The organism is Acidovorax sp. ST3, from assembly GCF_003231145.1.
Taxonomy (GTDB): Bacteria; Pseudomonadota; Gammaproteobacteria; order Burkholderiales; family Burkholderiaceae_C; genus Acidovorax.
Genome location: NZ_QKVP01000002.1, coordinates 655,851 through 681,189, shown reverse-complemented (window position 1 = coordinate 681,189; position 25,339 = coordinate 655,851). Strand labels below are relative to the sequence as shown.

Below are 25,339 nucleotides of genomic sequence, written 5' to 3'. Positions count from 1 at the left end.
CCTACATGTTTGAAAAACTGATTCGATTTTCGATCGAGCAACGATGGCTGGTGCTTCTCGCTGTTCTGGCCATGGCCGCAGTGGGTGTTTTTAACTACCAGAAGCTCCCCATTGATGCGGTGCCGGACATCACGAATGTCCAGGTTCAGATCAATACACAGACACCTGGCTACTCCCCCCTGGAGACCGAGCAGCGCGTGACGTACCCGATCGAGACCGTGATGGCGGGCCTGCCCAATTTGGAGCAAACCCGGTCCTTGTCTCGCTATGGCCTGTCCCAAGTGACGGTGATCTTCAAGGACGGAACCGACATCTACTTCGCCCGCCAAATGGTCAACGAGCGCATCCAGGAAGCGCGTGACAAGCTTCCTGCTGGCATCACGCCAGCCATGGGGCCTATCTCGACCGGTTTGGGCGAAATCTATCTTTGGACCGTAGAAACCAAGGACGGTGCCAAAAAGCCCAATGGCACACCGTACACCGCCACCGACCTGCGCGAGATTCAGGACTGGATCATCAAGCCGCAACTGCGAAATGTGCCTGGTGTCACCGAAATCAACTCGATCGGTGGTTTTGCCAAGGAGTACCAGATCGCGCCCAGCCCTGAGCGCCTGGCCTCACTGGGGGTGACGCTGCAGGACATCGTCACGGCCATCGATCGCAACAATGGCAACGTGGGTGCGGGCTATATCGAAAAACGCGGCGAGCAGTATCTGATCCGTGCACCTGGCCAGGTCAAGACGCTGGAGGACATTGGCAATGTCATTCTGAGCAGTGCCAACGGCGTACCGGTGCGTATTCGCGATGTCGCCGACGTGGGTCTGGGCCGCGAACTGCGCACAGGGGCCGCCACGGACAACGGCCGCGAGGTCGTTCTGGGCACGGTGTTCATGCTGATCGGCCAAAACAGTCGCACCGTGTCGCAGGCCGTGGACAAAAAAATGGTGGAGATCAACCGCAGCTTGCCCGACGGCGTACATGCGGTAACCGTCTACGACCGCACAGTTTTGGTGGACAAGGCCATCAGCACGGTCAAGAAGAATCTGCTGGAGGGGGCGATTCTGGTGATCGTCATCCTGTTCCTGTTCCTGGGCAATATTCGAGCTGCGGTGATCACGGCCACGGTCATTCCCTTGTCGATGCTGTTCACCTTCACGGGCATGGTTTCCTATAAGGTGAGTGCAAACCTGATGAGCCTCGGGGCGCTGGACTTCGGGATCATCATCGATGGTGCCGTAGTGATCGTTGAGAACTGCGTACGCCGCTTAGCACATGCCCAAGCGCACTATGGCCGCCCCCTGACGCGTGCCGAGCGCTTCCACGAGGTGTTTCTGGCGTCCAAGGAGTCTCGCCGCGCCTTGCTCTTCGGCCAGCTCATCATCATGGTGGTGTATCTGCCCATCTTTGCGCTCACGGGCGTCGAAGGCAAGATGTTCCATCCCATGGCATTCACCGTGGTCGCAGCTCTCGTGGGCGCCATGATCCTTTCTGTGACCTTCATCCCTGCGGCAGTGGCGCTCTTCATTGGCAACAAGGTCAGCGAAAAGGAAAATTTCCTGCTGGGTCAGGCCAAACGTCTGTACGCCCCCATGCTCGATCGGGTGATGAACGCCAAGGCTGTGGTGCTGAGCGCAGCCGCTGTCGCCGTCATTTTGTGCGGTTTGATCGCCACGCGCATGGGCAGCGAGTTCGTCCCCAATCTGAACGAGGGGGACTTTGCGATCCAGGCGCTCCGGATTCCGGGCACCAGTTTGTCGCAATCCGTGGCGATGCAACAGCAGATCGAAGTCGCACTCAAGACCAAGTTTCCTGAAATTGAGCGAATCTTCGCGCGCACGGGTACAGCGGAAATTGCGTCGGACCCCATGCCACCGAACATTTCTGACGGCTACATCATGCTCAAACCCATGAGCGAATGGCCCGAGCCTCGCAAGACTCGGGATGAACTGCTCGCAGCCATTCAGGGCGTGATCGGCAAGATTCCAGGGAACAACTATGAGTTCTCCCAACCCATTCAGCTTCGCTTCAACGAACTGATATCGGGCGTGCGCAGCGATGTCGCGGTCAAGATCTTCGGCGATGACATGGACGTTCTGAACAAAACAGCCGAGGAGATTTCGGCCATGCTTCAGAAGATCCAAGGCGCCTCTGAAGTCAAAGTCGAGCAGACGACCGGTTTGCCCATGCTCACTGTGAACATTGATCGGCAGAAGGCTGCTCGCTATGGACTGAATGTGGCGGACATCCAGGAAACGGTGGCCACGGCCATCGGTGGCAAAGAAGCTGGCACCCTGTTTGAAGGCGATCGCCGCTTCGACATCCTGGTGCGGCTGCCCGAGTCCCTGCGCAACGATCTGGAGGGCATGAAACGACTGCCCATCCCACTGCCACGGTCTGCCGCTGGTGCAGAAGCCAGGACGAATTTCATCCCCTTGGGTGAAGTTGCCAGCTTTGAACTCGCTCCAGGCCCGAACCAGGTGAGCCGCGAGAACGGCAAGCGCCGCATCGTGGTCAGTGCCAACGTAAGGGGCCGGGATGTCGGCTCTTTTGTTGCTGACGCAGAGCAAGGGCTAGCCCAGATCAAGATTCCAACAGGGTACTGGACCAGTTGGGGGGGGACGTTCGAGAACCTGCAGTCCGCCACACAGCGCCTGCAGATCGTCGTACCCGCGTCCTTGCTGCTGGTGTTCGTGCTGCTGTTTGCCATGTTCGGCAATGTCAAGGATGGCCTGTTGGTCTTCACCGGTATTCCGTTCGCGCTGACCGGCGGCATCCTGGCGCTGTGGCTGCGCGACATTCCCATGTCCATCTCAGCCGCCGTGGGCTTTATTGCCCTGTCGGGTGTGGCGGTGCTCAACGGACTGGTGATGATTTCCTACATCCGCAGCCTGCGAGAAGAAGGCGTGCCTTTGGACACGGCCATTCGCGAAGGTGCTTTGACACGTTTGCGTCCGGTGCTCATGACTGCGCTGGTGGCCTCACTGGGCTTTATTCCCATGGCCATCGCCACAGGCACTGGTGCTGAAGTGCAGCGCCCTCTGGCCACAGTGGTGATCGGCGGGATTCTCTCCTCAACACTGCTCACCCTGTTGGTGTTGCCCATCCTCTACCGCCTGGCACACAAACCGGACGAGCAAGACGAGGATGTCTCCGCAGAGCCTTCTCACCCGAACGCGCCCTCATCGGTGTGACCGCCGCTGGTCCAGGCGTCCTAGCCTGGGCCAGCGAATCCTTTCTTCATCTCACAACCAAGGAGTTCTCCATGAAAGTCTCTCATCTCTTCGCTGCCCTCGCCATAGCCGCTTCGGGGGCCGCATTCGCAGCCGACAAACATGCCGATGGCCACGAAATCAAGCCCATGCACGGCGGCGCCGTCGCCGAAGCCAAAGACATCGACTACGAGCTGGTGACCAAGGCCGATAAGCTGCAGCTGTACATGCGTGATCACGGCAAGCCACTGGACCCCGCAGGCATGTCTGCCAAGGTGACGCTGCTGTCGGGCAGCGACAAGCAGGAAGCGCAACTCCTGCCAGTCGATGGAAAACTGGAGGCAACGGGTAGCTTCAAGGTTGGTACAGGCACCAAAGCTGTTGTTGCCGTCTCCAAGGCGGGCAAAGCCGTAGCGTCCGTCCGTTTCGTGCTGAAGTAAGTCCAAGTGCCGGTACTCGCAACCATCGCCCATCTCCGCTTTGTGGCGATGAGCGGGTACTGGCCGCATTCCCCGTTGTGATCGGGGGGCATTTCTATAGGGCTTATCCGTGTTTCAGCGCCTTCCCGCAGGGGACTTGTCTGCCAAGCTGACCTGGATATGGCTTGCCTTGCTGCTGTGTGCCTTCGTTTTCTGGAAACTGCGGCAGGCTTGGCTCAAGCACCACCGACCTTCGAGCGAGGGGGCCAAGTACACGCGGCGCCTGGCCAAACGGCTCAGGGAGCGGCAGGCATCGCGCTTGAAATCCAAGCCCTCGCGCAGCTCGCGAACGCGTGGCCGCCATTGAAGCAGTAGCAGCTGGATCGCGGCCTGTGAAGGCGAACCCGAAGTCACACGCCGTGCCACTCATTCTCGACATCCCGTGGACAAGGAGATGACGAATTTGTAATCCATCAAACGGCCTGGGCCTCAGACAATCTGACTATGAAAATTCTGCTCATCGAGGACGAGATCAAGCTTTCTGCCTACCTATGCAAGGGTCTGGGGGAAGCGGGCTACAACGTCGATGTTGTTCACAATGGCGTTGATGGCTTGCACATGGCAGTTGAAGGCTCGCACGATGCGGTGATCCTGGACGCCATGCTTCCCGGGATCGATGGATTCACGGTCTTGGCGGCCTTGCGCAAGACAAAGCAAACACCAGTGTTGATGCTGACGGCCAGGGTCAGCGTGGAAGACCGTGTGCGCGGGCTACAGACGGGGGCCGACGACTACCTGGTCAAGCCATTCGCGTTCTCCGAACTCGTTGCTCGCATCCAAGTGCTGCTGCGGCGCACGCACGGAGCCAGAGATGCCAGTGAGCCGACCCTGCTGGGGATCGCAGACCTCGAACTGGATTTGATGCGACGCAAGGCAACGCGGGCGGGCCAAAGGGTTGATCTCACGGCTAAAGAGTTTCTTCTCCTGACGCTGTTTCTGCGCAGAAAGGGGGAAGTGCTTTCGCGCACCGAGATCGCCGAGCAGGTCTGGGATATGAACTTCGATAGTGATACCAGTGTGGTGGAAACCGCCATCCGGCGCTTGCGCAGCAAGATGGACTCCCCCTTTGAGAAAACGCTGTTGCACACAGTCAGGGGCATGGGCTATATCCTGGAAGAACGAGACTGATGAACACCCTGCGGCCACAATCATTGCGCCAACGTCTTTCGTGGTGGCTGGCTGCGCAAAGCCTTGCCGGCCTGGGCGCCGTTTGTCTGGTGGTCTACCTGGTGACCGCCATGAATTTGTCCGAGCGTCAGCGGGAGACCCTCGCACAGAAGGAGACGATAGTCCGGCACCTGCTTAGCAACGGAGAGCATGCGCAGGACATATCCCGAGAACATCCCCTGAGCGACTTCCTGATTGGTCACGAGAATTTTCGGCTGGTCGTGCGCGCCCAAGATGGACGACTGCTGTTCCCTCTGATTGAGCCAGCCACAGACGTCGCAAGACTGGCTTCAAGGGTTTTCGAAATCGCTGCACAGGCCGATGGTGACCAGGCTCTAAAAGTCACCCTGTCGATGGATGTCGCCGACGACCTGCAGCATCTTCGAAGACTGGCGTTGACCTTGGCCGTAGCAGCCGTTGTAGGAGCCCTTGTTGTTTCATTGGGCGGCCTGTCGATCGTCCACTATGGGCTCGCGCCGGTGCGCAGGCTGGCTGCTCAAGTGCAATCCTTGTCGGCGGACAACCTTCATCAGCGACTGGACAGCTCAGGGCAGCCCACTGAGCTGGCGCCCCTGGTGGAGCAGTTCAACGGGCTGCTGGGCAGGCTGGACCAAGCCTACACCCAGCTGGAAGGGTTCAACGCGGATGTTGCCCACGAGCTTTGCACTCCGCTGGCGACACTGCTTGCCAGCAACGAACTGGCACTGCGCCGCCCGGCGAGTTTCGATCTGCCGGAGGTCTTGTCCTCTAACCTGGAAGAACTCCATCGCCTGACGGGCATCGTCAACGACATGCTGTTCTTGTCCCAGGCAGATCGTGGCGTGGTGGCCCGTCGCACCTTCACTCCCAGCTTGGCCGCCGTTGTCGAGCAAGTTGCGGACTACCATGAAGCAGCTCTGTCCGAAGCAGGGTTGGAACTCAAGATCTCAGGAGACGTAGCGGGAAGCTTTGATGTCCCATTGCTCCAGCGGGCGTTGTCGAATCTGATTGGCAACGCAACGCAGCATGCCCAGAAAAATACCTGCGTGACGGTGGACATCACGGTCATCGCAACCGACCGGGTGCATGTTGCTGTCTCAAACACAGGCCAGACCATCCCCCCCGATATCTTGGAGCGCATCTTTGATCGGTTTTTCCGCGCTTCAGCCTCGCGGTCGCATAGCGAGAAAAATCATGGATTGGGCCTTGCGATTACGGCAGCCATTGCGCGGATGCACGGAGGTCGCCCCACCGCGAGCAGTCGCCACGGTGTGACGACCATCGGGCTGGAACTGACTTGCAACGCCACTCGCCAAGCAGCTTGAGGCAAGCGCGTAGTTGGCCCACCCCAAGCTCGCCGTAACAGATCTGCGGTATCAGGGGGCCGGTACGTTCGGCACAGGAGCTCCAACCCTGCGAAGGGCCCAGCTTGGATGCTTCTGAGCGCGCTCCAAATCCGCTACCACTTCGTCACGCGTCAACGCAGTGCCTTTGACGGGAACAGGGGCGCCAAAACGGTGGTATTGCCACAGCCCGTCTTTTTTGGACTGCTCCATTTCGGCGTTCACCTGATCGCGCGACTTGCTTGCAGCCGCATGGTCCGGATGCGAGGTATAGCCCATCTCCGTATTGGCCGAATGGATCACTCCGCTGGCCAGTGCCGGACCTGCGATCAGAACGAGAGCCACAGTGGAAAAAAGAGCGCGAACTGCCATAGGTATCTCCTTGAGTAGTGGATGTGCCTTATGGCTCCACCTACTTCGGCCAGCCAACAAGTCACGATGGACAGTTTGCTGACCAGATACCAACATCTCGCACACGGCAGGATTACAAGTTCGTCATGTCAGGACGATGAATCGCCCTGTGCAGGTTTCTCGTGGTGGCACACACAGGCCTCACCGTGAGCCGCAGCCACCAACTCATTCAGGATGCCGCAGCGCAGATGAGGGTGCTCTCCATTGCAGGCTGAGCGCAGCTGCAGGAGTTGTTTTTCCAAGGCCTTCATGCTCTTGAGTCGGGCCCTCAATTTACCCAGCTGCCCATCGATCAGATGGTTGACATCTCCACACGCCTCTTGCGGCGCATCCAACGCGCCCAGCAGGCTTTTGATTTCTGCCAGGGGAATGTCCAGCGCTCGGCAGTGCCGCACGAAAGACAAGCGCTCAAGGTGTACAGGTTCGTAGCTGCGATAGCCGTTGGCCAGCCTGGCCGGTTGCGGTAGCAGACCTTCTTTTTCGTAGAAGCGGATCGTTTCCGTATCAACACCTGTCGCGGCCGCTAGCTCCTTGATCTGCATGAGAAACACCTGGTGGTTGTGAATGTTGACACTGTAGCGACTCCAAGGTTTCCAATGACTTCCTGGGCGATAAGTCCAGCCTGTAAATGCGCAACGCAGCTGGAGAGGAACACGATGAAAACTGACTCCGGAGACTTTCTGTGAAGAAAATGACTGATCCACGCTTGGCAAACGTCTTTGATGCGTTGACGTTCTCTCGCCTGATGAGCCAATACCAGGCACTGCCCCAGCACGACATCCAGCAGCGGTGGCTGGTCCTGGAGGCCGCCCATGTGCTTGGTCAAACCCGCTTCGAACCCCACTGGAGAGTCCATATGGCAATGCTCCAGCTGGCCTGGAGGACCGCTGATCACAATGAGATCCTTGGGCAGGCGATGCGCCTTGCACTGGTGCCTGTTGGCCATGTGGTTCACCGCCTGCCTCTGGGCAACCCCGGCCGTTCCAACGTCAGCGCCTTTGTGCCGATGCCCATCAGGGCCGACATTGCGCAGATCATCGCCCGAGCCCAAGACAAAAGTTAGGGCAGTTCCTCCGCGTGGGAGACGTTCTGCTCGACAGATGGTCAGCTTCGCAAAACGGTGCCCGGCAGCCGATCATGGGGAACCTCGATGATCGCGTCGAATCCCTCGGACAGCGATGGCGCCTCCAACGCGGCATAGACGTTGCGAAGCGCTTTCTCATTGACGGCTTCGTCCGCAGGGCGTGCGGCATTGCGTTCGAGACAGGCGAGAAGGGACGTTTGCAGCCAAACTGCGATTACCTGGGCGCCAAATGGTTTTATCCGCGAGAGGATTTCGGCGCGCTCGGAGCGCTTGACCAAGATCGCGTCAAAGTACACCGCCGCTTCAGCAAGGGGACGGTTCTTCACCCATGTGCTCTTTCCGGCGCCCTGTGGCCCAACGAGCAGGTACACAGTCGCGGGGCGAGCGATTTCGCCAAGGGTTCGTTCGAGCGCACTGTAGGAGCTTTCCCAGACGTGTCGATTGCGCTCGGGGGTAAAAACACGCCCCCGATCCGTCTGTAGGAAATGATCTGGGTTGATGTGCATGACGTCACCTTGGGGTCTTGTACTCGCCTCGACCGTTGGTCAGCCTCGCCTTGACATCCGGTGCCGGGAGAATGATAGCGGTCATCCCAGCAGGTGCTGCACGAGACATGCGCTAATCGCTTGCACAAAATTTGAATATGGTGCTTGACTTTGGAGCCACTTCAAGGTTTCCAATCAAGACATCAAGGAGAAAGATCATCATGACGTCCTGCTGCGACGACGAACAAAAATCCAACTCGAAGACGTCTTGCAACGCCTCGACGACCTCTACCGCAAAGGCAACCGGCTGCTGCGCAAGCGCTCCGGTGCCTGTCACGGATGCGTGCTGCAGCCCGAGCCTCGCCTCGGCGACTCCTGCCGCTGCCGGTCCTGCACGCGGTTTGAAGGGCACAACATTTCGCATCGCTGCCATGGACTGCGCCTCTGAGGAAAGCGAAATCCGTCGTGCTCTTGAGCCGGTGCTGGGAGTGCGAGGACTCGGGTTTCAGTTGGGAGCCCGCACGCTGACCATCGACGCGTCCGAAGACGTGATTCCCCAGGCCGTGGCTGCAATTCGCAAGGCTGGATTTGACCCTCAACCGCTGGCTGCAGCGGCCCCCGGTGATCCGCCTGACCACGAGCCAGAAGCCGAAGGCCTGGGCCGCATGGGATTTGCGCTGGGCTTGGCCATCGCTGCAGAGGCCGTAGCATTCTTCTCGCCCGATACGCTAGTCTTCAAGGGAATTGGCATGGCCATTGCCGCCGCCGCCATTTGGCTGGCGGGCTTCTCTACCTACCGAAAAGGCTTTGCCGCACTGATCAAAGGGCGCCTGAACATCAATGCACTGATGACCGTAGCGGTGACCGGGGCCTTCTTGATTGGCCAGTGGCCCGAGGCAGCCATGGTCATGGCCTTGTACGCGATTGCAGAACTCATTGAGGCAAGGGCCGTAGACCGGGCGCGCAACGCCATCAAGAGCCTGTTGGATCTCACGCCGGACACGGCAGATGTACGCCAGAGTGACGGTGGCTGGGCCAAAGTCGCGGCTGCGGAGGTCCCTCTCAACGCTATCGTACGGGTCAAGCCTGGTGAGCGCATTCCGCTGGACGGCACGGTGGCCAGTGGGACTAGCGCTGTGAACCAGGCCCCCGTCACGGGTGAAAGCATCCCCGTCGATAAGGCGCAGGGGGATCTGGTATTTGCCGGCACGATCAATGAAACTGGCACGTTGGAAGTGACGGTGACGGCCGAGGCCAGCAACACCACGCTGGCGCGCATCATCCATTCGGTGGAACAGGCGCAGGGCTCGCGCGCCCCTACGCAGCAGTTCGTGGACCGGTTTGCCGCGATCTACACCCCTGCGGTGTTCGCCATGGCTTTGCTGGTGGCGGTACTGGCCCCCATGTTCATGGGTCTGACCTGGATGGAAGCTCTTTACAAGGCGCTGGTGTTATTGGTCATCGCTTGCCCGTGCGCGTTAGTGATTGCAACGCCGGTCACGGTGGTCAGTGGCCTGGCGTCCGCAGCGCGTCGTGGCATTCTCATCAAAGGCGGCGTGTACCTGGAGGATGCGCACAAGCTCAAGGCCATTGCACTCGACAAGACCGGAACGATCACGGAGGGCAAGCCCAAACTGGTGGCCCAGCACGTGCTGACCACGTCGCTTCCCGAGACCCTGATATTGGGCTGGGCGGCAGATCTGGCCGGACAGTCTGATCACCCTGTGTCCAAAGCCATCGCGCAAGGACTGGAGGCTGGTCGAGGCAGCGTCAGCGACTTCAAGGCACTCGCGGGCCGAGGAGTGGAGGCTCAATTGGAGGGTCAACGCCTCATTTTGGGCAACCACCGACTCATTGAAGAGCGGGGACTCTGCACTCCGGCCATCGAGGCCCAGCTGAAGGCACAGGAAGCCCAGGGCCGCACGGTCACGCTGCTGGCCAATGCCAGCGAAGTGCTTGCCATCTTTGCAGTCGCCGACACCATCAAGGACAGCTCCCGTGATGCCATCGCTCAGATGCATGCGCTGGGTGTCGCCTCGGTCATGCTGACCGGAGACAACAAGTCCACGGCCGAAACCATCGCCAGCCAGGCGGGCATCGACAAGGCCCAAGGGAATTTGCTGCCAGAGGACAAACTTGCCGCCATCGAGCAGATGCAGGCGCAGTACGGTCCTACTGCAATGACAGGCGACGGCATCAACGACGCTCCCGCACTGGCCCGAGCCAACATTGGCATTGCCATGGGTGCTGCGGGAACGGACACCGCAATGGAAGCGGCAGACATTGTCATCATGAATGACGATCTGCGACGCATCCCTGAAGTCATACGACTCTCCCGGCGCACCCGCAGCATTCTTCTTCAGAACATCGCTTTAGCATTGGGTATCAAGGCGGTGTTCCTGGTCCTCGCGGTCCTCGGAAACGCATCCATGTGGATGGCGGTGTTTGCGGACATGGGGGCCAGCCTCCTGGTGGTTGGCAATGGGCTGAGGCTGCTGCGCGGCACGCGCGCTCACGCGGTCCGCGCTGTTGGTTAGATCTAGCGGGTTCAGTGAACGTGCTGATGGTGCACGTCAGGAGCATGGGGATGGGCGTGGGTCACAGGCTCATGGGTGTGCTTGTGGCTGTGGCTGCCAGTTGGCATTACTACGTGCACATGTGCATGGTGCCCATCGTCGTGCCGGTGAGCATGCTCATGCTCCAGCACTTCGTGCGTGTGCTCGTGTCCATGGCTTTCCGCCAGATGGAGCATTACTCCCGCCAACATGAACACTCCACCCAAGAGCATAAACCACCCCGCAGAGCGTTCCCCGAAACCGAAGGCCACGGCAGCACCAATGAAGGGCGCGAAGGCGAACACCGAGCCCGTCCGCGCCGCACCAAATGCCCGCTGGGCCAGGAGGTAACAGCGCAGACTCAGGCCGTAACCAGTGGCTCCAACGGCGAGAAGTCCCAGTGCTGCGGACAGGGAAGGCAAAGGCTCCCCAGTCGAAACAGCCAATGCAGCCGTCGCTGCGGCCCCCAGGGTGGCCTTGGCCATCACCACCTGGCTGGGGTCGCGCTCAGCCAGCCCACGGGACAAGGTGTTGTCCACCCCCCAGGCGACCGTGGCCAGCAGCACGGCAAGCAGCCCCAGCAACTGCACGCCTCCTTGCAGGCCTTGGTCCAGAACGAGCGCCATTCCTCCTGCGAGCAGCAACAGCATGGCGGCCCACACGCGGCGGTCCATGGTTTCGCTGTACAGCCACCATGCCAGCGTGGCGGTGAACAGCGCTTCCAGAGTGAGCATGAGCGACGCGCTGGCTCCGCTCGTGTGCTGCAGGCCCCAGGCCAGGGCCACCGGCCCCAGCGCGGCGCCAAAGCCAGCCATCGCCAGAAGGCGCGGAATGTCGGACCTCTGCACTCGCGCTTCATGCGCAGCAGTCCGCAGCGACAGTGCCCCGATCAGGGCCGCTCCTAAGTACAGCAGCGCTGCGGTCGTGAAGGCCCCGAGCCCTGCGCCCAGCCTCTGTACCGCGGGCGTGCTGATGCCGAAGAGTACCGCCGCCAGCAGGGCGAGAAAGCCACCGCGCAAGGCGGGAAGATGCAAAGGGTCACGCTTCATAGGTGAGGGATTTGAGCACGACATCGGAGTCTGGTAATCCCCAGAACTGGACAAGGCAAGGGGTTCAAAGACGGAAATAGCTGACTCGACGAGAAGTGGAAGGTCTGCTTTCGAAGAAAGCGGCCAACGACATTGTCAGACTGAGCGACGGCAACCAGCCTGACGCTGATGTCGCAATTGCGATAAATCGGTGTCCTGCCTACTCTCTGCGGCAGGTCCGACGGGCGGATTCGGAGCGTTTCATACCAGCCATCCAAGCTTCAAAAGCCCTCTGAGCGCGCGTACTTCGTCTGGATGATTAAAGTATTGGGCCCGAAACCAGTCGTACAGCGTGGTGCCGTCTTGCCGGGCAATCCATGCTGAACTCAGCACTTTCCGCGCATCTAGCCCGTGGGCCCTGATGCGTTTGGCTGCGGTTTTCATATCCTGATGGGCAAGGATCTGCTCCACGTCGCTGGCCAAGCCAAGCTTTGGCGCCCAGCCGCTTCTACTCGCTTCGATGATGGCTTGCGACACCTCTCGCCGGCTTTGCTCGTGTTTCATGGCCGTTTCGAGGGCGGCACGGGAGGCGCGTTCCTTTTCGGCCCGTTCCCACTCTTTTTCGCGTTTACCCTTCTGCAGTGCTTTGGCATGCTCTTGTGTGCCGAACTCAGCCGCCAAGCCGTGGGCTAGTTCTGGAAATATCGAGCCGATGAGTGGGTCGAACCTCCGCGACCGGGCGAATTTGCTTTCTCCGGCTTGCAGTGAGGTCACTACATGTGCTCGGATTGCCTGCATTTCACTTGCTTGCGGCCCTCGAATGACTGGTTGGTAGATCCTGAGCCCCAACAGGCAGTATGTGGTTAGTGACCGGAACTCATGCGACTGGGCGAGCGTGCTGCACATGTCGGTCAGAGAGACACTGGCTGGAAGCGGTGCATAGCTGTAAGACTTGGCAAGGTGCAGGAAGTGAAGTACCCCCGTTCTTTCGAAGATGGAGCTTTCGTCGGCACCGGCGAAACCCATGGCCAACAATCGCCTGCCTAGGTCCGACAATACGACGGAGTGGCCGAAGATAGCCCCGATGCGACCCCGCTGCCAGTACTGGACCAGAGCTTGAAGGTAGGCTCCAAGCAGTTGCTCCTGCGTCAATGAGTCGAGCCATTTGCGGGCGTGGTGTTCGCGTTCAATGGATTCTTTTCTGAATTGATCCAGCTCGTCAAGCTTGCGGTGTTCTTCTGCGCGCAGAGAGGCGATCAACGGGTGGTGGACCCAGCGCTTATTGCCAGGGTTGCGCAACACTTCGACAGTCAGATCATCCAGTGTGACGCGGCCCCTTTGGCGAAAGCCGCGCACATCGATTTCGAGGCAGGCTACATCCATCGCCTCAACTTTTTTTCTCTTGTCCTCATCGACCCTGTGCGTCACGGCGACTTCCACGATGAGATCGAACGGATCCACACGCGAGGCCTGCGCACGGCAGTAGATGTCCGCCACGATTCCCGCTATTGGCCACTCTGAAGACGCTTCACCCAGGCTCAATTCCCCTAGAGACAGCCCAATCTCGCGGGAGATTGTTTCGCCGTCCGCCATGTAGCGGTGCAAGGGCTCAGAGTAGGTCGGTGATGCTATCGAGTGGGCCTTCAGCAGGATTGACTTGATCACATGGTGTAGAAGGCTTTCGGATTTCTGGGCCTGAGTAAGCCCGTCAAGGCTTCCAAGCGCAGAGGGCAGAAGATCCAGGTACTTTGCGGCTTGACTCTCAGCGTCTTGTGTCGCCATGCTTTCGAGTTCGTCATCGTCCCAGTGCTTGTCCCAGCAGGATTGGACCTGGTCGCCGATTTTCATCTTGGCAAGTATTTCGGCCATGTCCCACGACGCGACATCCGGGTTATCTACGGTGATCGTGATGATGGCGTCATAGTCGCCTTCGTTTTTCACCGTGCGCTGCGTGTCAAGGCGCAGCAATACGATGTGGCCGTCATCGAGAGTGATGGATGCAAGTTGTGAGTCGATCCAGGTGTGTTCGCGCACATGCATGCGTCGGCGTCTTGCGGTGGCCTCGCCTTGATACAACTGTCCGGATATACCGGGTACAAATGCTCTGCGTGTAGGCGGTGGCAGATCAATCTCTTGATGCTCCACAAGCAACTTCAGGGCCGCAAGCCGTGCGATGACGACAAGGCAGTTGTCACGCTGTTGGCCGGTCTCATGGCGGAAAAACTGGCCGAGGGTGTTGGCCCGTAGGAAATGTTCGCGCTCCACCCCCGCGTTGACAGCCTGCAGCGTGCTGCCGCAGGCCGGACAACTGCACTGACAAGCCAAGCCGGTTTCATCCCGGTGAAGGTCACAGATGGAGACTGCCAGGCCGGAGTTCTTGCGCATCGCCCAGCGCATGGGCTTTCCGGCATTGATTTTCCTCTCGTCTGCCGTGGGGGCTTGCACGTGGCCCCGTTTCACGCTCATCTTGGCCATGTGAACGCTAAATCATGATTCGGTGCGAATGCATTGTGCCCATTCAAACCAGAGGCATCTCCTCACTGCGAATTCAGCAATTCCAACGCCTTGCGTTTGCCCAGTTTCAGCACTTCAGCAATGCGCTCCAGCTGAGCAGTCCGGGGATGAACATGGCCAGTCTCCCACTTGTAGACCGAGATTGAGGAAGCACCCAACAGCTGGGCCATCTGTTTCTGTGTGATGCCGAGCGCTGCACGTTTCTCGATCAGCGCCTGCGCGTTGAACTGGATCTGCCTTGATTTCTTGGGAGTGACGTCTTTCGTCACGGCCTTGGCTTTGGGTGCATCCGTTGCTTTGACCTGCCGTTGAGTGGCTTTGAGTTGGGAGGTCAGCGCCTTTACCTCACGCTTCAGTGCAGCGATCTCTGAGCGATGGCCGGTGATCGCCTTGCGCATGCCCTGGAGTTCAGGCTTGAGCTCCTTGCGCGCCATGCGAACTACCTCAGCGCGAAAGGCGTTGGAAAACGTATTCATAGGCGCAATGGTACGAGATACCCACTCCCCATCCAAACGACGCCCCAGCCCCGTAAGATCCCGCACCATGCCAACCAAACCCACCTGGACACAGGAAGCCCTCGAACAAACGCCCTGGGCGAAGGAGTTCAAGAAGGAAGCACCTGTCAGCTATGCCACGGCCATCAGCTATGCCCTGGAAGACAGGCTGGAGGTGATCATCGAGCACACCACCGAATCAGGTGAGCCACAATGGGTCATCCGTGTGCTGGACGATCCCTCGTTCTGGATGGACGCCGTGCCCACCAAGGCTGCAGCTGTGCAGCTCAGCCGAGCGATGGGGTGGAAGATCGTCTGACAGCTGTTGCGATCCATCTGCGCGCCATCAATCGACAGACCATCGGCCAGGGTCTCAAAAACAAAACCGCCAGAGGCCCTGGCCCGTGGCGGTTTGCTTTGGCGGTGACCGAGAGCGCCGCGCTTACTTGCCGGCCTTGTCCGCCTTGCGCTTGGCAGCCTTGGGATCCACCACGGCCTTGAACTTGGCACCAGCCACAAACTTGGGCACCGTGCTCGCAGGGATCTTCAATGCAGCACCGGTCGATGGGTTCTTGCCGGTGCGTGCCGCACGCTTTGCCGACTTGAAGGTCCCAAAGCCCACCAGCTGCACGGCATCGCCCTTCTTGACGGCGGTCTGGATGGTGTCAATCAGCGTTTCCAGCACTGCATTGGCTGCAGTCTTGGACAGATCATTCTTGGAAGCCAGGATTTCAACGAGTTCTGCGCGGTTCATGGATGCTCACGTGTAGAGGTTGGAAAGGCCGATTTATAACGCCACCGCTGACGCCACGCTTGCTGCCACTCAATGCTGCAGTGCACTTCTTGGCAAAAACTCCACTCCTGTGCGCGTCACCAGCTCCTGGTAGCTGATCGGCCGATCCACTGTCTCCCCCTCGCGGTTCTCTTGCCAATGCGCCCAGGCCCTTTGGGTGGTCGCGTCGTACACCAGCTTGTACAGATAGGTCGGTACCTTCACCCCATTGGCCCCAATGCGTGGTCCCGCATCCGTGAACACTGGCCCGGTGATCACAAACACGTCCCCCTTGGCCCGCTTCACATAGTGCCTGGTGTCCTGCTCGATCTTGTTCCAGGCGCCCCCGTTGTGCTGGGCATTCTGGGGAACCATGTTCGCCAGACTGAAGCTCTGGGCCATGGAAGTGGGCGTGGCCATATCTCCTGCGGGCGCCATGTGCCCTCGGGAGTAACCTGAGTTCTTGTAGTCCTCCAGCTCTGCCCGTTCGCCACTTGGGAGCCGGGCATCCGCGAAGAACCGTTTGGCCCGTTTCTCGTTGGCTCCTTCGAGCATCTGCCGATTCAACCGCTGGGCCACAAACACCGGCGTCTTTGTGGTGCCGGAGTGCAGTACCGCAAAGGCCTCATAGCAAAGCTCGCGCAGCTGCGGCCGGGGCGTGATGGCCGGTGGCGTTCCATTCGCAAAGAACTGCGGGCACTGCGCAAAGGAGGTGGGCTCGGGCGTGAGCAGCGCCGCACTGTCGAACTGCGGGGAACGTGCCCAGGAGAGATTCGGGAGAGCAGCGCTGGCCAGAGAGAGGGCCAGCACAGCCGCCAGGTGCACACGGGCTGGCCAGGAGAACAAACGATTCACAGAAAGAGCATTCGGGTCGAACAAAACGGAGCCCGATTGGAGCACCGTTCACCTCTCGCTTCTGGCCCGAATGCGCGGATCCCGCAGGGTTTTACAGCTGCTTGCAGAGATGGGATCCACAAACAGAAAGGGCTCCCGAAAGGAGCCCGATCTGCCTGCCCGCCCATGCGGTTCAGTTAACACTCCCCGCGGCGGCAGCACCCGCAAATACGAAGTGCCACCACCATGGGAAGTCCCGCAACTGCTTCAAACCAATCTCAGCAGTTGGTCTGCCAAATTACATGGCGCTGAATTCGCCCGAAGGGATCTGGCCGGTGCGCACAGCTTCGGCAGCCTGAGCACGCACGGCAGCACGGTCAGCCGTGGACTTGTAAGTCACCACACGCGAACCAGCGGGCTCAATCGAGCGGGTCTGTGCCACGGTAGCGGCTTCGGCTTGCACTTCAGCGCGTGTGCGGCTGGTTTCGAACTTGGTGGCGAACTGCGAAGCATCGGCTTCGTCAGCCTGGGCACCAAAGGAGGCGAAAGCAGCGACAGCGGCGATGGAGAGGAAACGTGCAGTGTTGTTCATGATTGATAAGTCCTTGAAGTATTAAAAAGCGTCTCAAAAAAACCGGGTCAAAAACCATTCCTGAACCGGGTTCGGTGAGTCGCCTTGCGGGTTCGGCTCATCGATGGGTTGAACTGTACGCCGACGATGGTCAGAGAAAAACCACCCAGTCGCGAACTATCTCTTCCAGTATTGAGAACAATATTTCAGAGCTTTACTACGCCGTATCTACACGCGTTCACCTCCAGAGGTAGGTCGTGATCACGCCGCTGGTGCGCTCGTACTGTTTGGGCAGCAGGTGGAACAGCAGTGCAGCTGAATGTCAGATCGACCCTCGCGCTCGCGACAGCGCTAAGGAAGTGGCTTGCATGCCGCGCCGGGATATGAAGCTTCCTTCAGCCAGGCGATCAGGTCCGACCGCTCGGCTGCGTCTTTCACGCCGGCATAGCCCATGGAGGTTCCTGGTAGGGCTGTCATGGGGTCCTTCAAAAAAACGTTGAGCGACTTCTCATCCCAGACCCAATGACTCTCTCGCATAGCTTTGGAATAGGCGTTGTATCCAGGCGCGGTGCCCGCACGGCGCCCAAACAGCCCGCAGTGCTGAGGCCCCGTGCGGTTGCCCTCGATCGCGTGGCAGGCTGCGCAGCGCGCATACACCTGCTCACCGCGTGCCAGCGATGCTGCGTCCGGCGCCGCGCGGGCATCGGCGGCGAGCAGGCCGCCCGCCAGCCCCAGAGCCACGACAAGTCGGCGCGGCTTCATGACATGAAGGCCGAAGGCACGGGCGCCTCGCCCAAGACCTGGCGCAGCACGGCCCAGTGCATGGCCTCGTCGCCCAGGATGCTCGCGGCGACCTGCGCCAGCGCACGGTCAGCAAACAAGGGCACGGCGCCCAGATAGGCCGAGATGGCGCCGCGCTCCAGGCCGGCTGCGAAGCGCAGCACGTCGGCTTCCACCTTGAGCTTTTCCACGGGAAACTGGTATTTCTCCTTGGCTGACACAGGCTTGCCACCGAGTTTTTGCACCGTGCTGGCGATGGCCGCCGCATGCTCCTTGTGGTGCCCCTGGAATGTGACGGCCACTGGCAGCACCGCCTTGCTCAGCAGGCCGCTTTCCGCGCCCACTTGGTAGGCCGCAACCGCCTCCAGTTCCGCGCCAAGGGCGGTGTTGAGGATGCGCACATCAGCCTCCAGCTCCTGGGCGCTCACCTTGGCACCGGCGGCCAGCGCGTCGCGCCCGCCCAGCAAAGCCACGGCGCTGGCGGACAGCACGGCTGCGCCGGATGCCGAGATGGCACGTCGGCGCGAGAGAAACAAGGTTTGCGAGGGGACGTAAATCGAAGTGCTCTTCATGGTTTTCTCCGTGGGTTGATGAACCGTTGCGCCGGCACCTGGAACGGCCGGCAAATTTGAATAAGAGGACTCTGGCCAGGCGCGGTGCTGCAGGCTGTACGCGCGGTACGGCCAGACGCGACGGCGTCGCCAAGGGGGGCTGCGCTCAGTGCCGCGCGATGAGATGGCGCTGCTGCAGCTCGGCCACCACATAGCGCACGACCTGGTCGCAGCGCTCGCCGGCAAATGCAAAGGCGCTCTCGGCATGCGCCTCAATCTGAGCGCCGAGTGCATCGCGCAGCAGGGAGCGGGCGCGCAGGTAACGGGTCTTGACGACGGCGTCGGTCACCTGCAGGCAGTACGCCGCTTCGTCCACGCTCATTTCCTGCACGGCGCGCAAGATGAACACACTGCGGTAGATGGGCGGTAGCCCCTCGATGGCGGACTGCAGCAGGGCGCGCAGTTCGGTGCGCGCCAGCACGGAGTCGGGCGATACTTCTTGGGGGGCGCTAAAGGACATCATGTGCTCCGGAGACGGCTCGTGGTCCAGATCCTGGGGAGCGAGCGGCACCGACCGACTGCGCTTGCGCAGCACGTCCAGCGCGATGTTGATGGCAATGCGCGCCATCCAGGTCGCCAGCGATGCATCCCCCTGAAAATCCCGCAGCCGCGTGAAGGCGCGCAGGTAGGTTTCCTGCACCACGTCCTGCGCCTCCGCGTCGTCGAAGACAACCCCGCGCGCTGCGCGAAACAGCACTCGGTTATGGCGCCGCATGATGGCTTCAAAGGCACTCTGATCTCCTTGCAGAGCGCTCGCCACCAGCTGTTCGTCGGAACAAGGGGTGGAAACGGTCGGCTGAGCATGGGCTAGAGACAATGACTGCATGGTGGGCTCGCTTTTTTGGGGCTTGTGACCATTGGACGCCGAGCACACCAAAAAGGTGACAGCCCCCCGAATATCCGCAATGGTCGCGTGCTCAGGCCGGTTTCGTCCTCCGGGCCAGAATGCCCCCTGTCTCGTTGCCACAGAACCCGCCCATGAAAATCGCTCTGCTATCCGACCTGCACCTTTCAGTGCAGCCTCTGGAACTGCCGCACACCGATGCCGACCTTGTCGTTCTGGCCGGTGACCTGCAACGCCCCGTCCAGGGCATGGCCTGGGCACGGCAGTTCAATCGGCCCACGCTGTATGTTGCCGGCAACCATGAGTTCTATGGCTCTGACCTGGTGAGCACCATGGCTGCTTTGCGCACCGAGGCACAGGGCAGCCAGGTGCATGTACTGGAACGCGGGGAGTTTCGCCATGGCGGCGTGCGCTTTCTGGGCTGCACCCTGTGGTCGGACTACCGCCTGTTCGACTCGCGTGAGCAGCGTGAGGAAGGCCTACAGAAGGCGCAGGCCTTTGTGCGTGACTTCAGCCGTATCGGTCTGGTCCCGGATTTCCCGGATCGCTTCACACCAGCCATTTCGCAAATGCTGTTCGACCAATCGGTTGCCTGGCTGGAGGAGCGGTTTGCCGAGCCATTCGATGGCCCCACCGTGGTGATTACTCATTTTGCCCCGTCACGCGGCAGCATCGCGAATCAGTTCCTAGGCTCACCGCTCAATGCATGCTTTGTCTCCGACTTGGAAGCGCAAATCTTGCGATGGCAACCGACTTGGTGGCTGCACGGTCATGTGCACCACAGCTGCGACTATCGCCTGGGCGCTACGCGCGTTGTAGCCAACCCGCGCGGCTATGCGCCCAACGGGGTGATCGAAAACGCGCGATTTGAGCCCGGTCTTTTGATTGACGTGTAGGTGCTGTTGTCGGGGCTCCTCAGATCAAGAACTCATTGAGAGTTCCAGGGCGTCACCCACTTCAATGCCGAGGTAGTGGTCTGTCGACTTGAGTTTGGAGTGTTTCAGCAATAGCTGAACCGCCCGATGGTTCATTGTTCAGCGGTAGATGAGTGCTGAGTCGGTCTGGGCGTGGGCCTGGGCGATCCACAGCGAACGGTATTGAAGGATGCTGCCGCTCAGGTACTGGGGCTTGAATGACTCTGATCAGCCTCAAGCGGAAGACACAGACAACTCGCACTCTTGAATTCCCGTATCCAAGACGCCGCTCGCGTGGTACTGGATTCCATGATGCAGCCGTGCGTCAACTTTACGGTCAGGCCCTGCCCAAGCAGAGCTGCAGTGCTTTCTCAGAGCCATGCCCAGATACGGCGCAGCAGTGCAGGAGTCGGCCGGGCAGGACGGAATACATAACGGGTTGGTTTGTGCATGGCCTTCTCGGTGTCGGTTTTTGCAATACTGTACAAAACATCAGTATCATGCGCAAGAGCGCTTCGTAGCTCTCAGACTGTTCGCTCCAGGCATCAGAATTAGCGTGCCACCGTCTTCCGCTCCACCTGATGTCTTTAGCCCTCGCACCCACCGAACTCCGGGGCTTCATCCTCACCCGCAACTGGCGCGACCTCCCAGACGGCACCGAGATCGAATACTGGCTGGCCACCGACGAGGGGCCGAAGAAGGTGCTCCTGGCCCGGCAGACCTCGGTCGCCTTCCTGCCTGTTCGCCACCGGGCTACGGCACAAGCCCAAATTGCAAACCTGCAGGGCTTGGAGGTTAAGGAACTCGGTCTGAAGACGTTCGACCAGCAGCCCGTCCTCGGTGTCTATGCCCGCAGGTTCCGCGATCTCGGCAAGCTGGCGCGCGCACTCCAGCCACTGGGAATACCGCTCTACGAAGCGGATGTCCGCCCACACGATCGCTACCTGATGGAGCGGTTCATTACAGCCGGTGTTCTGGTCGAGGGTGGCCAGCGCGAAGGTTCGACCATCCTCGACGGCCGGTTGAAGCCCGCGTCCGGTTGGCGCCCGGTATTGAAGGTGGTGTCGCTGGACATCGAGACGAGCGCGACCGAGGAGCTTTACTCGATCGCGTTGGATGGTGCGGGAGACCGGTTGGTCCTTATGCTGGGGGAGGCGCCAGCGTCGGCACCAGCCGCCGCATCGCCGGTGGACTTCAGGCTTGTGTACTGCTCAACTCGCCGAGAGATGATTGAGCAGCTCAATTCGTGGTTCGCGGACCATGACCCGGATGTCATCGTCGGCTGGAGCGTGGTCCAGTTCGACCTGCGGGTGCTGCAAAAGACCGCTGATGCGAACTCCGTGCAACTGCTGCTCGGACGCGAACGCCGCCCCATCGCATGGCGGACACACCCGGGTCGCCAGGGCTACCTGTTCGCACCCATGCCCGGACGCGTGGTTGTCGATGGCATCGAAGCACTGCGGGCGGGCATGTGGAGCTTCCCGTCTTTCAGCCTCGAAGTGGTCTCGCAGGCATTGCTCGGCGAGGGCAAGGAGATCGGCGATGCCTACGACAAGATGGCTGAAATCGAGCGGCGTTACCAGGAAGACAAGCCAGCGCTGGCCAGCTATAACATCCGCGACTGCGCGCTCGTCCTGCGCATCTTCGACAAACTGGAGCTGCTGTCATTCGTGCTGGAGCGAGCCCAGACCACGGGCTTGCAGATAGATCACTTCGGCGGCTCCATCGCCGCATTCAGCCACCACTACCTGCCGCGCATGCACCGCCTGGGCTACGTGGCACCCAATGTGGGGGACATCGCAGCCAAGGCTTTCCCTGGCGGCTATGTGATGGACTCCACCCCGGGCTTCTACGATTCCGTCGTGGTCCTGGACTACAAGAGCCTGTACCCCTCCATCATCCGAACCTTTCTAGTCGACCCAGTGGGCCTGGCAGAGGGAGAGAGCACCAACATCCAGGCCGGATTGGTGCAGGGGCCGCAAGGCACGCTGTTCTCGCGCGAGAAGCACTGTCTGCCGGACATCGTGACCACACTCTCGAATGCCCGGGACGAGGCCAAGCGGAACCGGAACCAGCCGCTGTCGCAGGCCCTGAAGCTGCTCATGAACTCCTTCGCCGGGGTGCTGGGCGCGTCCGAGTGCCGCTTCTTTAACCCGAAGCTGGTGTCCGCCGTGACCCTGCGCGGCCACGAGGTGATGAAGCTCACCCGCGCATTTGTGGAGGAGCGCGGATACCAAGTCATCTACGGAGACACCGACTCCATCTTCATCTGGCTCAAGCGCACCTATCCCAACGCGCAGGCGCACGCCATTGCGGCCGGCATGGTGCAGGAGATCAATGCCTGGTGGACCCGCAAGCTGCGGGAAGAGCAGCAGCTGGAGAACTTCCTCGAAATCGAGTTCGACACGCACTACGCCAAGTTCTTCATGCCCACCATCCGTGGATCGGATGTCGGCAGCAAGAAGCGCTACGCCGGCTTGAGCATCGATGAAGAGGGAAGGGAGGAGATGGTCTATCGCGGGCTGGAGATGGCCCGCAGCGACTGGACCTTGTTGGCACGCCAGTTCCAGGAAGGCTTGCTATCACGCATTTTCCACGGCGAGCCCTATCGGGACTTCGTGGCCTACTATGCGCGGTCGATGTTGGAAGGCCAGATGGATGCGTTGCTCGTCTACCGCAAACGCTTGCGCCACCGGCTCGATGCCTACGAGGTCAACGTGCCGCCCCAGGTGCGCGCGGCGCGCATCGCTGACGCACACAACGCGAAGTTGAACCGCCCTCAGCAGTACCAGCGTGGAGGTTGGATCGAGTACGTGATGACGCAGAGCGGCCCCGAACCCCTGGAGGCCCGGCATTCGCGCATTGACTATGAGCACTATCTCGTCAAGCAACTGCAGCCCATTGCAGATGCGATTCTTCAGCCGTTGGGGGAAAGCTTTGTGGCATTGACGAGTGCGCAGAAGGTGCTCTTTTAGGGGCTGCAATGAGGCGCAATCTGGGTCGATACTCAACGACGAAGCTGGTTGACCGGTTAGAGGGTGAGATGTCCGCTTGGCTAAGCCAACTTGGGCCAAGCGTCGCTAGGTGCCGTTGGCTCGGAAAGGAACAGCTATCGCGCCAACTGGGTGCCAGCGGCCCCTTTTCATCAGGCTTTGCACGCGTTGCCGATATTTCTGTGGATTTGGCGCATTCTCCGCACGCCCTTTGTGTCGCCGAGTGTTGCACCACCAACAGGCGGCAACGATGTTTTGGGCGGTATCGCGCCCTTGATCCTGGCGAGCAGTGAGATGCTCAGCCGTGCATCGAAGGTACTTTTGCAATTTGGGCTTGAGTTCTGTGGGCGCGAATTCAGGCAATGCAGGCTCGATCATTGTCAAGTCGCAGTAGAAACAACGGCATTGTTGGATGATCGCGGACTGGATACGCAGTTTGGCTATCTTGTTCATTTGGCAGCAGGGGTAGTGTTGAAGCTACTCCCGTTGCCGATAGCCGGACAGGTCGGGCGCCGGGGCATCGCGCCACTCGGCTGTGCGCCAGGTGAGCCCGACGCGGCCGGGTTCGCGCTGGCCCGGACAAGCAATAATTTATATCGACGCGTTCAGTCGGCGCAAGTACCGGCTGTTGTACGCGTGCGTCATGCCGACTCGACAGGTAACCTTGCAGAGGTTAAGTGCTCCAATGCGCACTGGACTTGTGTGAGCACGCGATCACCCTGGTTCGCGCGCCCGTCATCTCCGACAACTAGTTATTGCCGAGCTTCCAACCGATGACCGACGCCATACCCACTTCAAGAGACGACTACATTCATCAGTACCTTGAAGACAAACTTCGAATTCCGTGCGTGCGGATCCGGCTCACCGGTTTGGCGGTACAGGACCCGACGGTCTACGAGGCACCAGGCACTCTGGAGCTCGGGAAAACTTTTGGGGTGAAGGGCGCGTTTCGTGCGTCCAAGCCGGGCAGCTCTATCGAGGATTTCTTTGCCCAGCTGTCGAAGGTGGAGGATTACGAGCTAGGGAAGTTGGTCCGGGAAGACCAGTACTTCCGGCTTGAGGCGGTAACGAGCGAGGGGGTCCACTGGACTTGCCCCCGTGTCTCCGTGCGAGAGCGACCGGGTCAGGACGAATGCGAGGTTCGCTTTGACGCGAGCTACGTTGAAAACATCTCTCAAGCCGAGGAGTCTGCCTACACCGCGCGGCTGACATACATCGAGAAGCTGCGAATGCCCGAGAATCTCCGCGTAGACGAGTCGGGCAGGGACGGTAGTCGCTTCGCGGGCCGGGACGGGTCCATGGGTCGACTGGCGAACCTCGACCTCACATACGTCCGCCGGTTTCGAGACGATACGGTGGAGCGCAGCGAGTTGAGCGTGCAAGCTGTGGATGGAGCTATGCCACCAAGGCACTTCGACGCGCGGATTGAGGAGACGATGATGTTCTGCTCAGCACTGTTGGCCCGGCCGGTTTGCAAGGAGGTGGCTCACGGGACGCTTCGGGCCATTGCTTTCTTCAAGCATCGGCCAGCCCGAGGTAGTCTGGTAAAGCCACCGATAGAGGATCGCTTCGCCGACCGGGACTTCTACAGCCTGGCCACGGCGTACTACGAACACGCTTGCAAGGACGGGGACGTCGAACGGATGTCGCTGCTCACCCGGAAGATTGCAAGCTTGTTCGACCTGAGCGGTGCCTCTATGGCGGCTGTCGCTCTGGGCCTTGCGGTCGCGGTGGAGTCGTTGGTGCAAGTGGGAGAACTTGCTGGACGATCCAAGGCTACACCGGCGCACTTGGCAGTTGTGGAGGCCATCAAGACAGCGGTTATGAACATGCCCGAGCTGGATGACCTAGCGAAGCAGTTCGGCGAGGCCAATTCACTGCCTGACAAACGGTCGCTGTCAGAGCGGCTAGATGCTCTACTTAGCTTGCTGGGAGCCGGAGGTCGGACCATCGACTCGCTGAGGCTACTCAAGGGCGTTGGGGCAGTTACCGGCGAGGAAATCAGGGCCTGGGATAAGTTGAGGCACCCAACGGCGCACGGCAGTTGGGAACCCAAAGACGACACCATGCAGGTTCACTTCGATGACCTCTACAAGCTGGTGACCCTGGTCTACCGGCTAGTGTTCGTGCACATCGGCTATGACGGAAGGTTCAACGCGCGGAACGTGAGGGGCTGGCCGGTTCATGAGTTCAAGGGCAAGGAAGCCCAAGCGGCGCTGGGTTTCAAGTAGCAACGGCCAGTGCGTTGCCGCGGGAGCCTCGCAGGCAGGTC

At 60.2% G+C, this 25,339-nt stretch carries 24 protein-coding genes and 1 pseudogene; 10 read left to right on the top strand and 15 right to left on the bottom strand.

Going from position 1 to position 25,339, the window contains the following annotated elements; translation table 11 throughout:
• Window positions 1–5: 5 nt before the first annotated feature.
• From DNK89_RS07955 to DNK89_RS07935, 4 genes are all read left to right on the top strand, one after another.
• On the top strand, window positions 6–3,191 hold the full coding sequence (locus tag DNK89_RS07955) for a CusA/CzcA family heavy metal efflux RND transporter (RefSeq protein ID WP_110959623.1): 3,186 nt from the start codon (window positions 6–8) through the stop codon (window positions 3,189–3,191).
• 71 nt (window positions 3,192–3,262) lie between these two features.
• Window positions 3,263–3,649, top strand: a complete 387-nt coding sequence (locus DNK89_RS07950) for a hypothetical protein (RefSeq protein WP_110959622.1) — start codon at window positions 3,263–3,265, stop codon at window positions 3,647–3,649.
• A gap of 483 nt (window positions 3,650–4,132) precedes the next feature.
• On the top strand, window positions 4,133–4,816 hold the full coding sequence (locus DNK89_RS07940; protein ID WP_110959620.1) for a heavy metal response regulator transcription factor: 684 nt from the start codon (window positions 4,133–4,135) through the stop codon (window positions 4,814–4,816).
• On the top strand, window positions 4,816–6,159 hold the full coding sequence (locus DNK89_RS07935; protein WP_110959619.1) for a heavy metal sensor histidine kinase: 1,344 nt from the start codon (window positions 4,816–4,818) through the stop codon (window positions 6,157–6,159). The genes DNK89_RS07940 and DNK89_RS07935 overlap by 1 nt, the downstream gene beginning before the upstream one ends.
• Before the next feature lie 51 nt (window positions 6,160–6,210).
• On the opposite strand, the gene DNK89_RS07930 is transcribed toward DNK89_RS07935, so the two are convergent.
• Both DNK89_RS07930 and DNK89_RS07925 read right to left on the bottom strand, forming a co-directional pair.
• A complete protein-coding gene (locus tag DNK89_RS07930; RefSeq protein WP_161958930.1) occupies window positions 6,211–6,549 on the bottom strand; it encodes a DUF4148 domain-containing protein in 339 nt (112 codons plus the stop codon).
• 128 nt (window positions 6,550–6,677) lie between these two features.
• Entirely contained in the window at window positions 6,678–7,130 is a 453-nt protein-coding gene (locus DNK89_RS07925) for a Cd(II)/Pb(II)-responsive transcriptional regulator (protein ID WP_110959847.1), read from the bottom strand.
• Between the two features lie 149 nt (window positions 7,131–7,279).
• On the opposite strand from DNK89_RS07925, the gene DNK89_RS07920 reads away from it, so the two are divergent.
• Entirely contained in the window at window positions 7,280–7,651 is a 372-nt protein-coding gene (locus DNK89_RS07920) for a DUF3703 domain-containing protein (RefSeq protein WP_110959617.1), read from the top strand.
• 41 nt (window positions 7,652–7,692) lie between these two features.
• On the opposite strand, the gene DNK89_RS07915 is transcribed toward DNK89_RS07920, so the two are convergent.
• Entirely contained in the window at window positions 7,693–8,178 is a 486-nt protein-coding gene (locus DNK89_RS07915) for an AAA family ATPase (RefSeq protein WP_110959616.1), read from the bottom strand.
• A gap of 112 nt (window positions 8,179–8,290) precedes the next feature.
• Entirely contained in the window at window positions 8,291–8,590 is a 300-nt protein-coding gene (locus DNK89_RS24720; protein ID WP_238990724.1) for a hypothetical protein, read from the bottom strand.
• Between DNK89_RS24720 and DNK89_RS07910 the strand changes: the two genes are divergently transcribed.
• The gene (locus tag DNK89_RS07910; protein ID WP_238990723.1) at window positions 8,589–10,694 is read left to right on the top strand and encodes a cation-translocating P-type ATPase; all 2,106 of its coding nucleotides are present in this window, start codon (window positions 8,589–8,591) and stop codon (window positions 10,692–10,694) included. The two genes, DNK89_RS24720 and DNK89_RS07910, sit on opposite strands and share 2 nt — an antisense overlap.
• 11 nt (window positions 10,695–10,705) lie before the next feature.
• Here the strand turns inward: DNK89_RS07910 and DNK89_RS07905 are convergent, their stop codons facing one another.
• From DNK89_RS07905 to DNK89_RS07890, 3 genes are all read right to left on the bottom strand, one after another.
• A complete protein-coding gene (locus DNK89_RS07905) occupies window positions 10,706–11,761 on the bottom strand; it encodes a DMT family transporter (RefSeq protein ID WP_056637549.1) in 1,056 nt (351 codons plus the stop codon).
• Window positions 11,762–12,001: 240 nt separating this feature from the next.
• A complete protein-coding gene (locus DNK89_RS07900) occupies window positions 12,002–14,215 on the bottom strand; it encodes a hypothetical protein (protein WP_153064261.1) in 2,214 nt (737 codons plus the stop codon).
• Window positions 14,216–14,277: 62 nt separating this feature from the next.
• Window positions 14,278–14,730 carry a helix-turn-helix transcriptional regulator gene (locus tag DNK89_RS07890; protein ID WP_110959612.1) on the bottom strand — a complete coding sequence of 151 codons (453 nt, stop codon included), beginning with the start codon at window positions 14,728–14,730 and terminating at the stop codon, window positions 14,278–14,280.
• A 67-nt stretch (window positions 14,731–14,797) separates the two neighbouring features.
• On the opposite strand from DNK89_RS07890, the gene DNK89_RS07885 reads away from it, so the two are divergent.
• Complete coding sequence (locus DNK89_RS07885; protein ID WP_110959611.1) at window positions 14,798–15,067, top strand: hypothetical protein; 270 nt, start codon at window positions 14,798–14,800, stop codon at window positions 15,065–15,067.
• A gap of 123 nt (window positions 15,068–15,190) precedes the next feature.
• Here the strand turns inward: DNK89_RS07885 and DNK89_RS07880 are convergent, their stop codons facing one another.
• The 6 genes from DNK89_RS07880 to DNK89_RS07855 all read right to left on the bottom strand — a co-directional run bounded on the left by DNK89_RS07880 (window position 15,191) and on the right by DNK89_RS07855 (window position 19,142).
• Window positions 15,191–15,502: an HU family DNA-binding protein gene (locus tag DNK89_RS07880; protein ID WP_056057356.1), complete on the bottom strand. Its 312-nt coding sequence runs from the start codon at window positions 15,500–15,502 to the stop codon at window positions 15,191–15,193.
• Between the two features lie 69 nt (window positions 15,503–15,571).
• Window positions 15,572–16,345, bottom strand: a complete 774-nt coding sequence (locus tag DNK89_RS07875) for a DNA/RNA non-specific endonuclease (protein ID WP_110959610.1) — start codon at window positions 16,343–16,345, stop codon at window positions 15,572–15,574.
• 307 nt (window positions 16,346–16,652) lie between these two features.
• Window positions 16,653–16,946, bottom strand: a complete 294-nt coding sequence (locus DNK89_RS07870; RefSeq protein ID WP_110959609.1) for a DUF4148 domain-containing protein — start codon at window positions 16,944–16,946, stop codon at window positions 16,653–16,655.
• A gap of 330 nt (window positions 16,947–17,276) precedes the next feature.
• Window positions 17,277–17,687, bottom strand: coding sequence for a cytochrome c family protein (locus tag DNK89_RS07865; RefSeq protein ID WP_110959608.1), 411 nt, complete (start codon window positions 17,685–17,687; stop codon window positions 17,277–17,279).
• A complete protein-coding gene (locus tag DNK89_RS07860) occupies window positions 17,684–18,277 on the bottom strand; it encodes a ferritin-like domain-containing protein (RefSeq protein ID WP_110959607.1) in 594 nt (197 codons plus the stop codon). The genes DNK89_RS07865 and DNK89_RS07860 overlap by 4 nt, the downstream gene beginning before the upstream one ends.
• A 145-nt stretch (window positions 18,278–18,422) precedes the next feature.
• A complete protein-coding gene (locus DNK89_RS07855; protein ID WP_110959846.1) occupies window positions 18,423–19,142 on the bottom strand; it encodes an RNA polymerase sigma factor in 720 nt (239 codons plus the stop codon).
• Between the two features lie 152 nt (window positions 19,143–19,294).
• On the opposite strand from DNK89_RS07855, the gene DNK89_RS07850 reads away from it, so the two are divergent.
• On the top strand, window positions 19,295–20,056 hold the full coding sequence (locus tag DNK89_RS07850) for a metallophosphoesterase (protein WP_110959606.1): 762 nt from the start codon (window positions 19,295–19,297) through the stop codon (window positions 20,054–20,056).
• A gap of 24 nt (window positions 20,057–20,080) precedes the next feature.
• On the opposite strand, the pseudogene DNK89_RS25010 reads toward DNK89_RS07850, so the two are convergent.
• A pseudogene (locus DNK89_RS25010) lies at window positions 20,081–20,224 on the bottom strand (integrase); the annotation flags it as partial.
• A 431-nt stretch (window positions 20,225–20,655) separates the two neighbouring features.
• Here DNK89_RS25010 and DNK89_RS07840 point away from each other — a divergent pair.
• Window positions 20,656–23,049 carry a DNA polymerase II gene (locus DNK89_RS07840; RefSeq protein ID WP_110959605.1) on the top strand — a complete coding sequence of 798 codons (2,394 nt, stop codon included), beginning with the start codon at window positions 20,656–20,658 and terminating at the stop codon, window positions 23,047–23,049.
• Window positions 23,050–23,154: 105 nt separating this feature from the next.
• Here DNK89_RS07840 and DNK89_RS07835 read toward each other — a convergent pair whose 3' ends face one another.
• Window positions 23,155–23,520 (bottom strand): HNH endonuclease, encoded by a 366-nt coding sequence (locus tag DNK89_RS07835; RefSeq protein ID WP_110959604.1) that lies wholly within the window; start codon window positions 23,518–23,520, stop codon window positions 23,155–23,157.
• Window positions 23,521–23,840: 320 nt separating this feature from the next.
• Here DNK89_RS07835 and DNK89_RS07830 point away from each other — a divergent pair, with 320 nt between their 5' ends.
• Window positions 23,841–25,298 carry a hypothetical protein gene (locus DNK89_RS07830; protein WP_110959603.1) on the top strand — a complete coding sequence of 486 codons (1,458 nt, stop codon included), beginning with the start codon at window positions 23,841–23,843 and terminating at the stop codon, window positions 25,296–25,298.
• Window positions 25,299–25,339 lie beyond the last annotated feature (41 nt).

Bases quoted from the DNA above. Each gene is read 5' to 3' on its own strand.
- DNK89_RS07925 (WP_110959847.1), bottom strand. From the start codon at position 7,130: ATGCAGATCAAGGAGCTAGCGGCCGCGACAGGTGTTGATACGGAAACG.
- DNK89_RS07955 (WP_110959623.1), top strand. From the start codon at position 6: ATGTTTGAAAAACTGATTCGATTTTCGATCGAGCAACGATGGCTGGTG.
- DNK89_RS07880 (WP_056057356.1), bottom strand. From the start codon at position 15,502: ATGAACCGCGCAGAACTCGTTGAAATCCTGGCTTCCAAGAATGATCTG.
- DNK89_RS07850 (WP_110959606.1), top strand. From the start codon at position 19,295: ATGAAAATCGCTCTGCTATCCGACCTGCACCTTTCAGTGCAGCCTCTG.
- DNK89_RS07835 (WP_110959604.1), bottom strand. From the start codon at position 23,520: ATGAACAAGATAGCCAAACTGCGTATCCAGTCCGCGATCATCCAACAA.
- DNK89_RS07885 (WP_110959611.1), top strand. From the start codon at position 14,798: ATGCCAACCAAACCCACCTGGACACAGGAAGCCCTCGAACAAACGCCC.
- DNK89_RS07905 (WP_056637549.1), bottom strand. From the start codon at position 11,761: ATGAAGCGTGACCCTTTGCATCTTCCCGCCTTGCGCGGTGGCTTTCTC.
- DNK89_RS07935 (WP_110959619.1), top strand. From the start codon at position 4,816: ATGAACACCCTGCGGCCACAATCATTGCGCCAACGTCTTTCGTGGTGG.
- DNK89_RS07870 (WP_110959609.1), bottom strand. From the start codon at position 16,946: ATGAACAACACTGCACGTTTCCTCTCCATCGCCGCTGTCGCTGCTTTC.
- DNK89_RS07950 (WP_110959622.1), top strand. From the start codon at position 3,263: ATGAAAGTCTCTCATCTCTTCGCTGCCCTCGCCATAGCCGCTTCGGGG.
- DNK89_RS07920 (WP_110959617.1), top strand. From the start codon at position 7,280: ATGACTGATCCACGCTTGGCAAACGTCTTTGATGCGTTGACGTTCTCT.
- DNK89_RS07860 (WP_110959607.1), bottom strand. From the start codon at position 18,277: ATGAAGAGCACTTCGATTTACGTCCCCTCGCAAACCTTGTTTCTCTCG.
- DNK89_RS07865 (WP_110959608.1), bottom strand. From the start codon at position 17,687: ATGAAGCCGCGCCGACTTGTCGTGGCTCTGGGGCTGGCGGGCGGCCTG.
- DNK89_RS07830 (WP_110959603.1), top strand. From the start codon at position 23,841: ATGACCGACGCCATACCCACTTCAAGAGACGACTACATTCATCAGTAC.
- DNK89_RS07855 (WP_110959846.1), bottom strand. From the start codon at position 19,142: ATGCAGTCATTGTCTCTAGCCCATGCTCAGCCGACCGTTTCCACCCCT.
- DNK89_RS07930 (WP_161958930.1), bottom strand. From the start codon at position 6,549: ATGGCAGTTCGCGCTCTTTTTTCCACTGTGGCTCTCGTTCTGATCGCA.
- DNK89_RS07910 (WP_238990723.1), top strand. From the start codon at position 8,589: ATGGACTGCGCCTCTGAGGAAAGCGAAATCCGTCGTGCTCTTGAGCCG.
- DNK89_RS07890 (WP_110959612.1), bottom strand. From the start codon at position 14,730: ATGAATACGTTTTCCAACGCCTTTCGCGCTGAGGTAGTTCGCATGGCG.
- DNK89_RS07840 (WP_110959605.1), top strand. From the start codon at position 20,656: ATGTCTTTAGCCCTCGCACCCACCGAACTCCGGGGCTTCATCCTCACC.
- DNK89_RS07900 (WP_153064261.1), bottom strand. From the start codon at position 14,215: ATGGCCAAGATGAGCGTGAAACGGGGCCACGTGCAAGCCCCCACGGCA.
- DNK89_RS24720 (WP_238990724.1), bottom strand. From the start codon at position 8,590: ATGGCAGCGATGCGAAATGTTGTGCCCTTCAAACCGCGTGCAGGACCG.
- DNK89_RS07915 (WP_110959616.1), bottom strand. From the start codon at position 8,178: ATGCACATCAACCCAGATCATTTCCTACAGACGGATCGGGGGCGTGTT.
- DNK89_RS07940 (WP_110959620.1), top strand. From the start codon at position 4,133: ATGAAAATTCTGCTCATCGAGGACGAGATCAAGCTTTCTGCCTACCTA.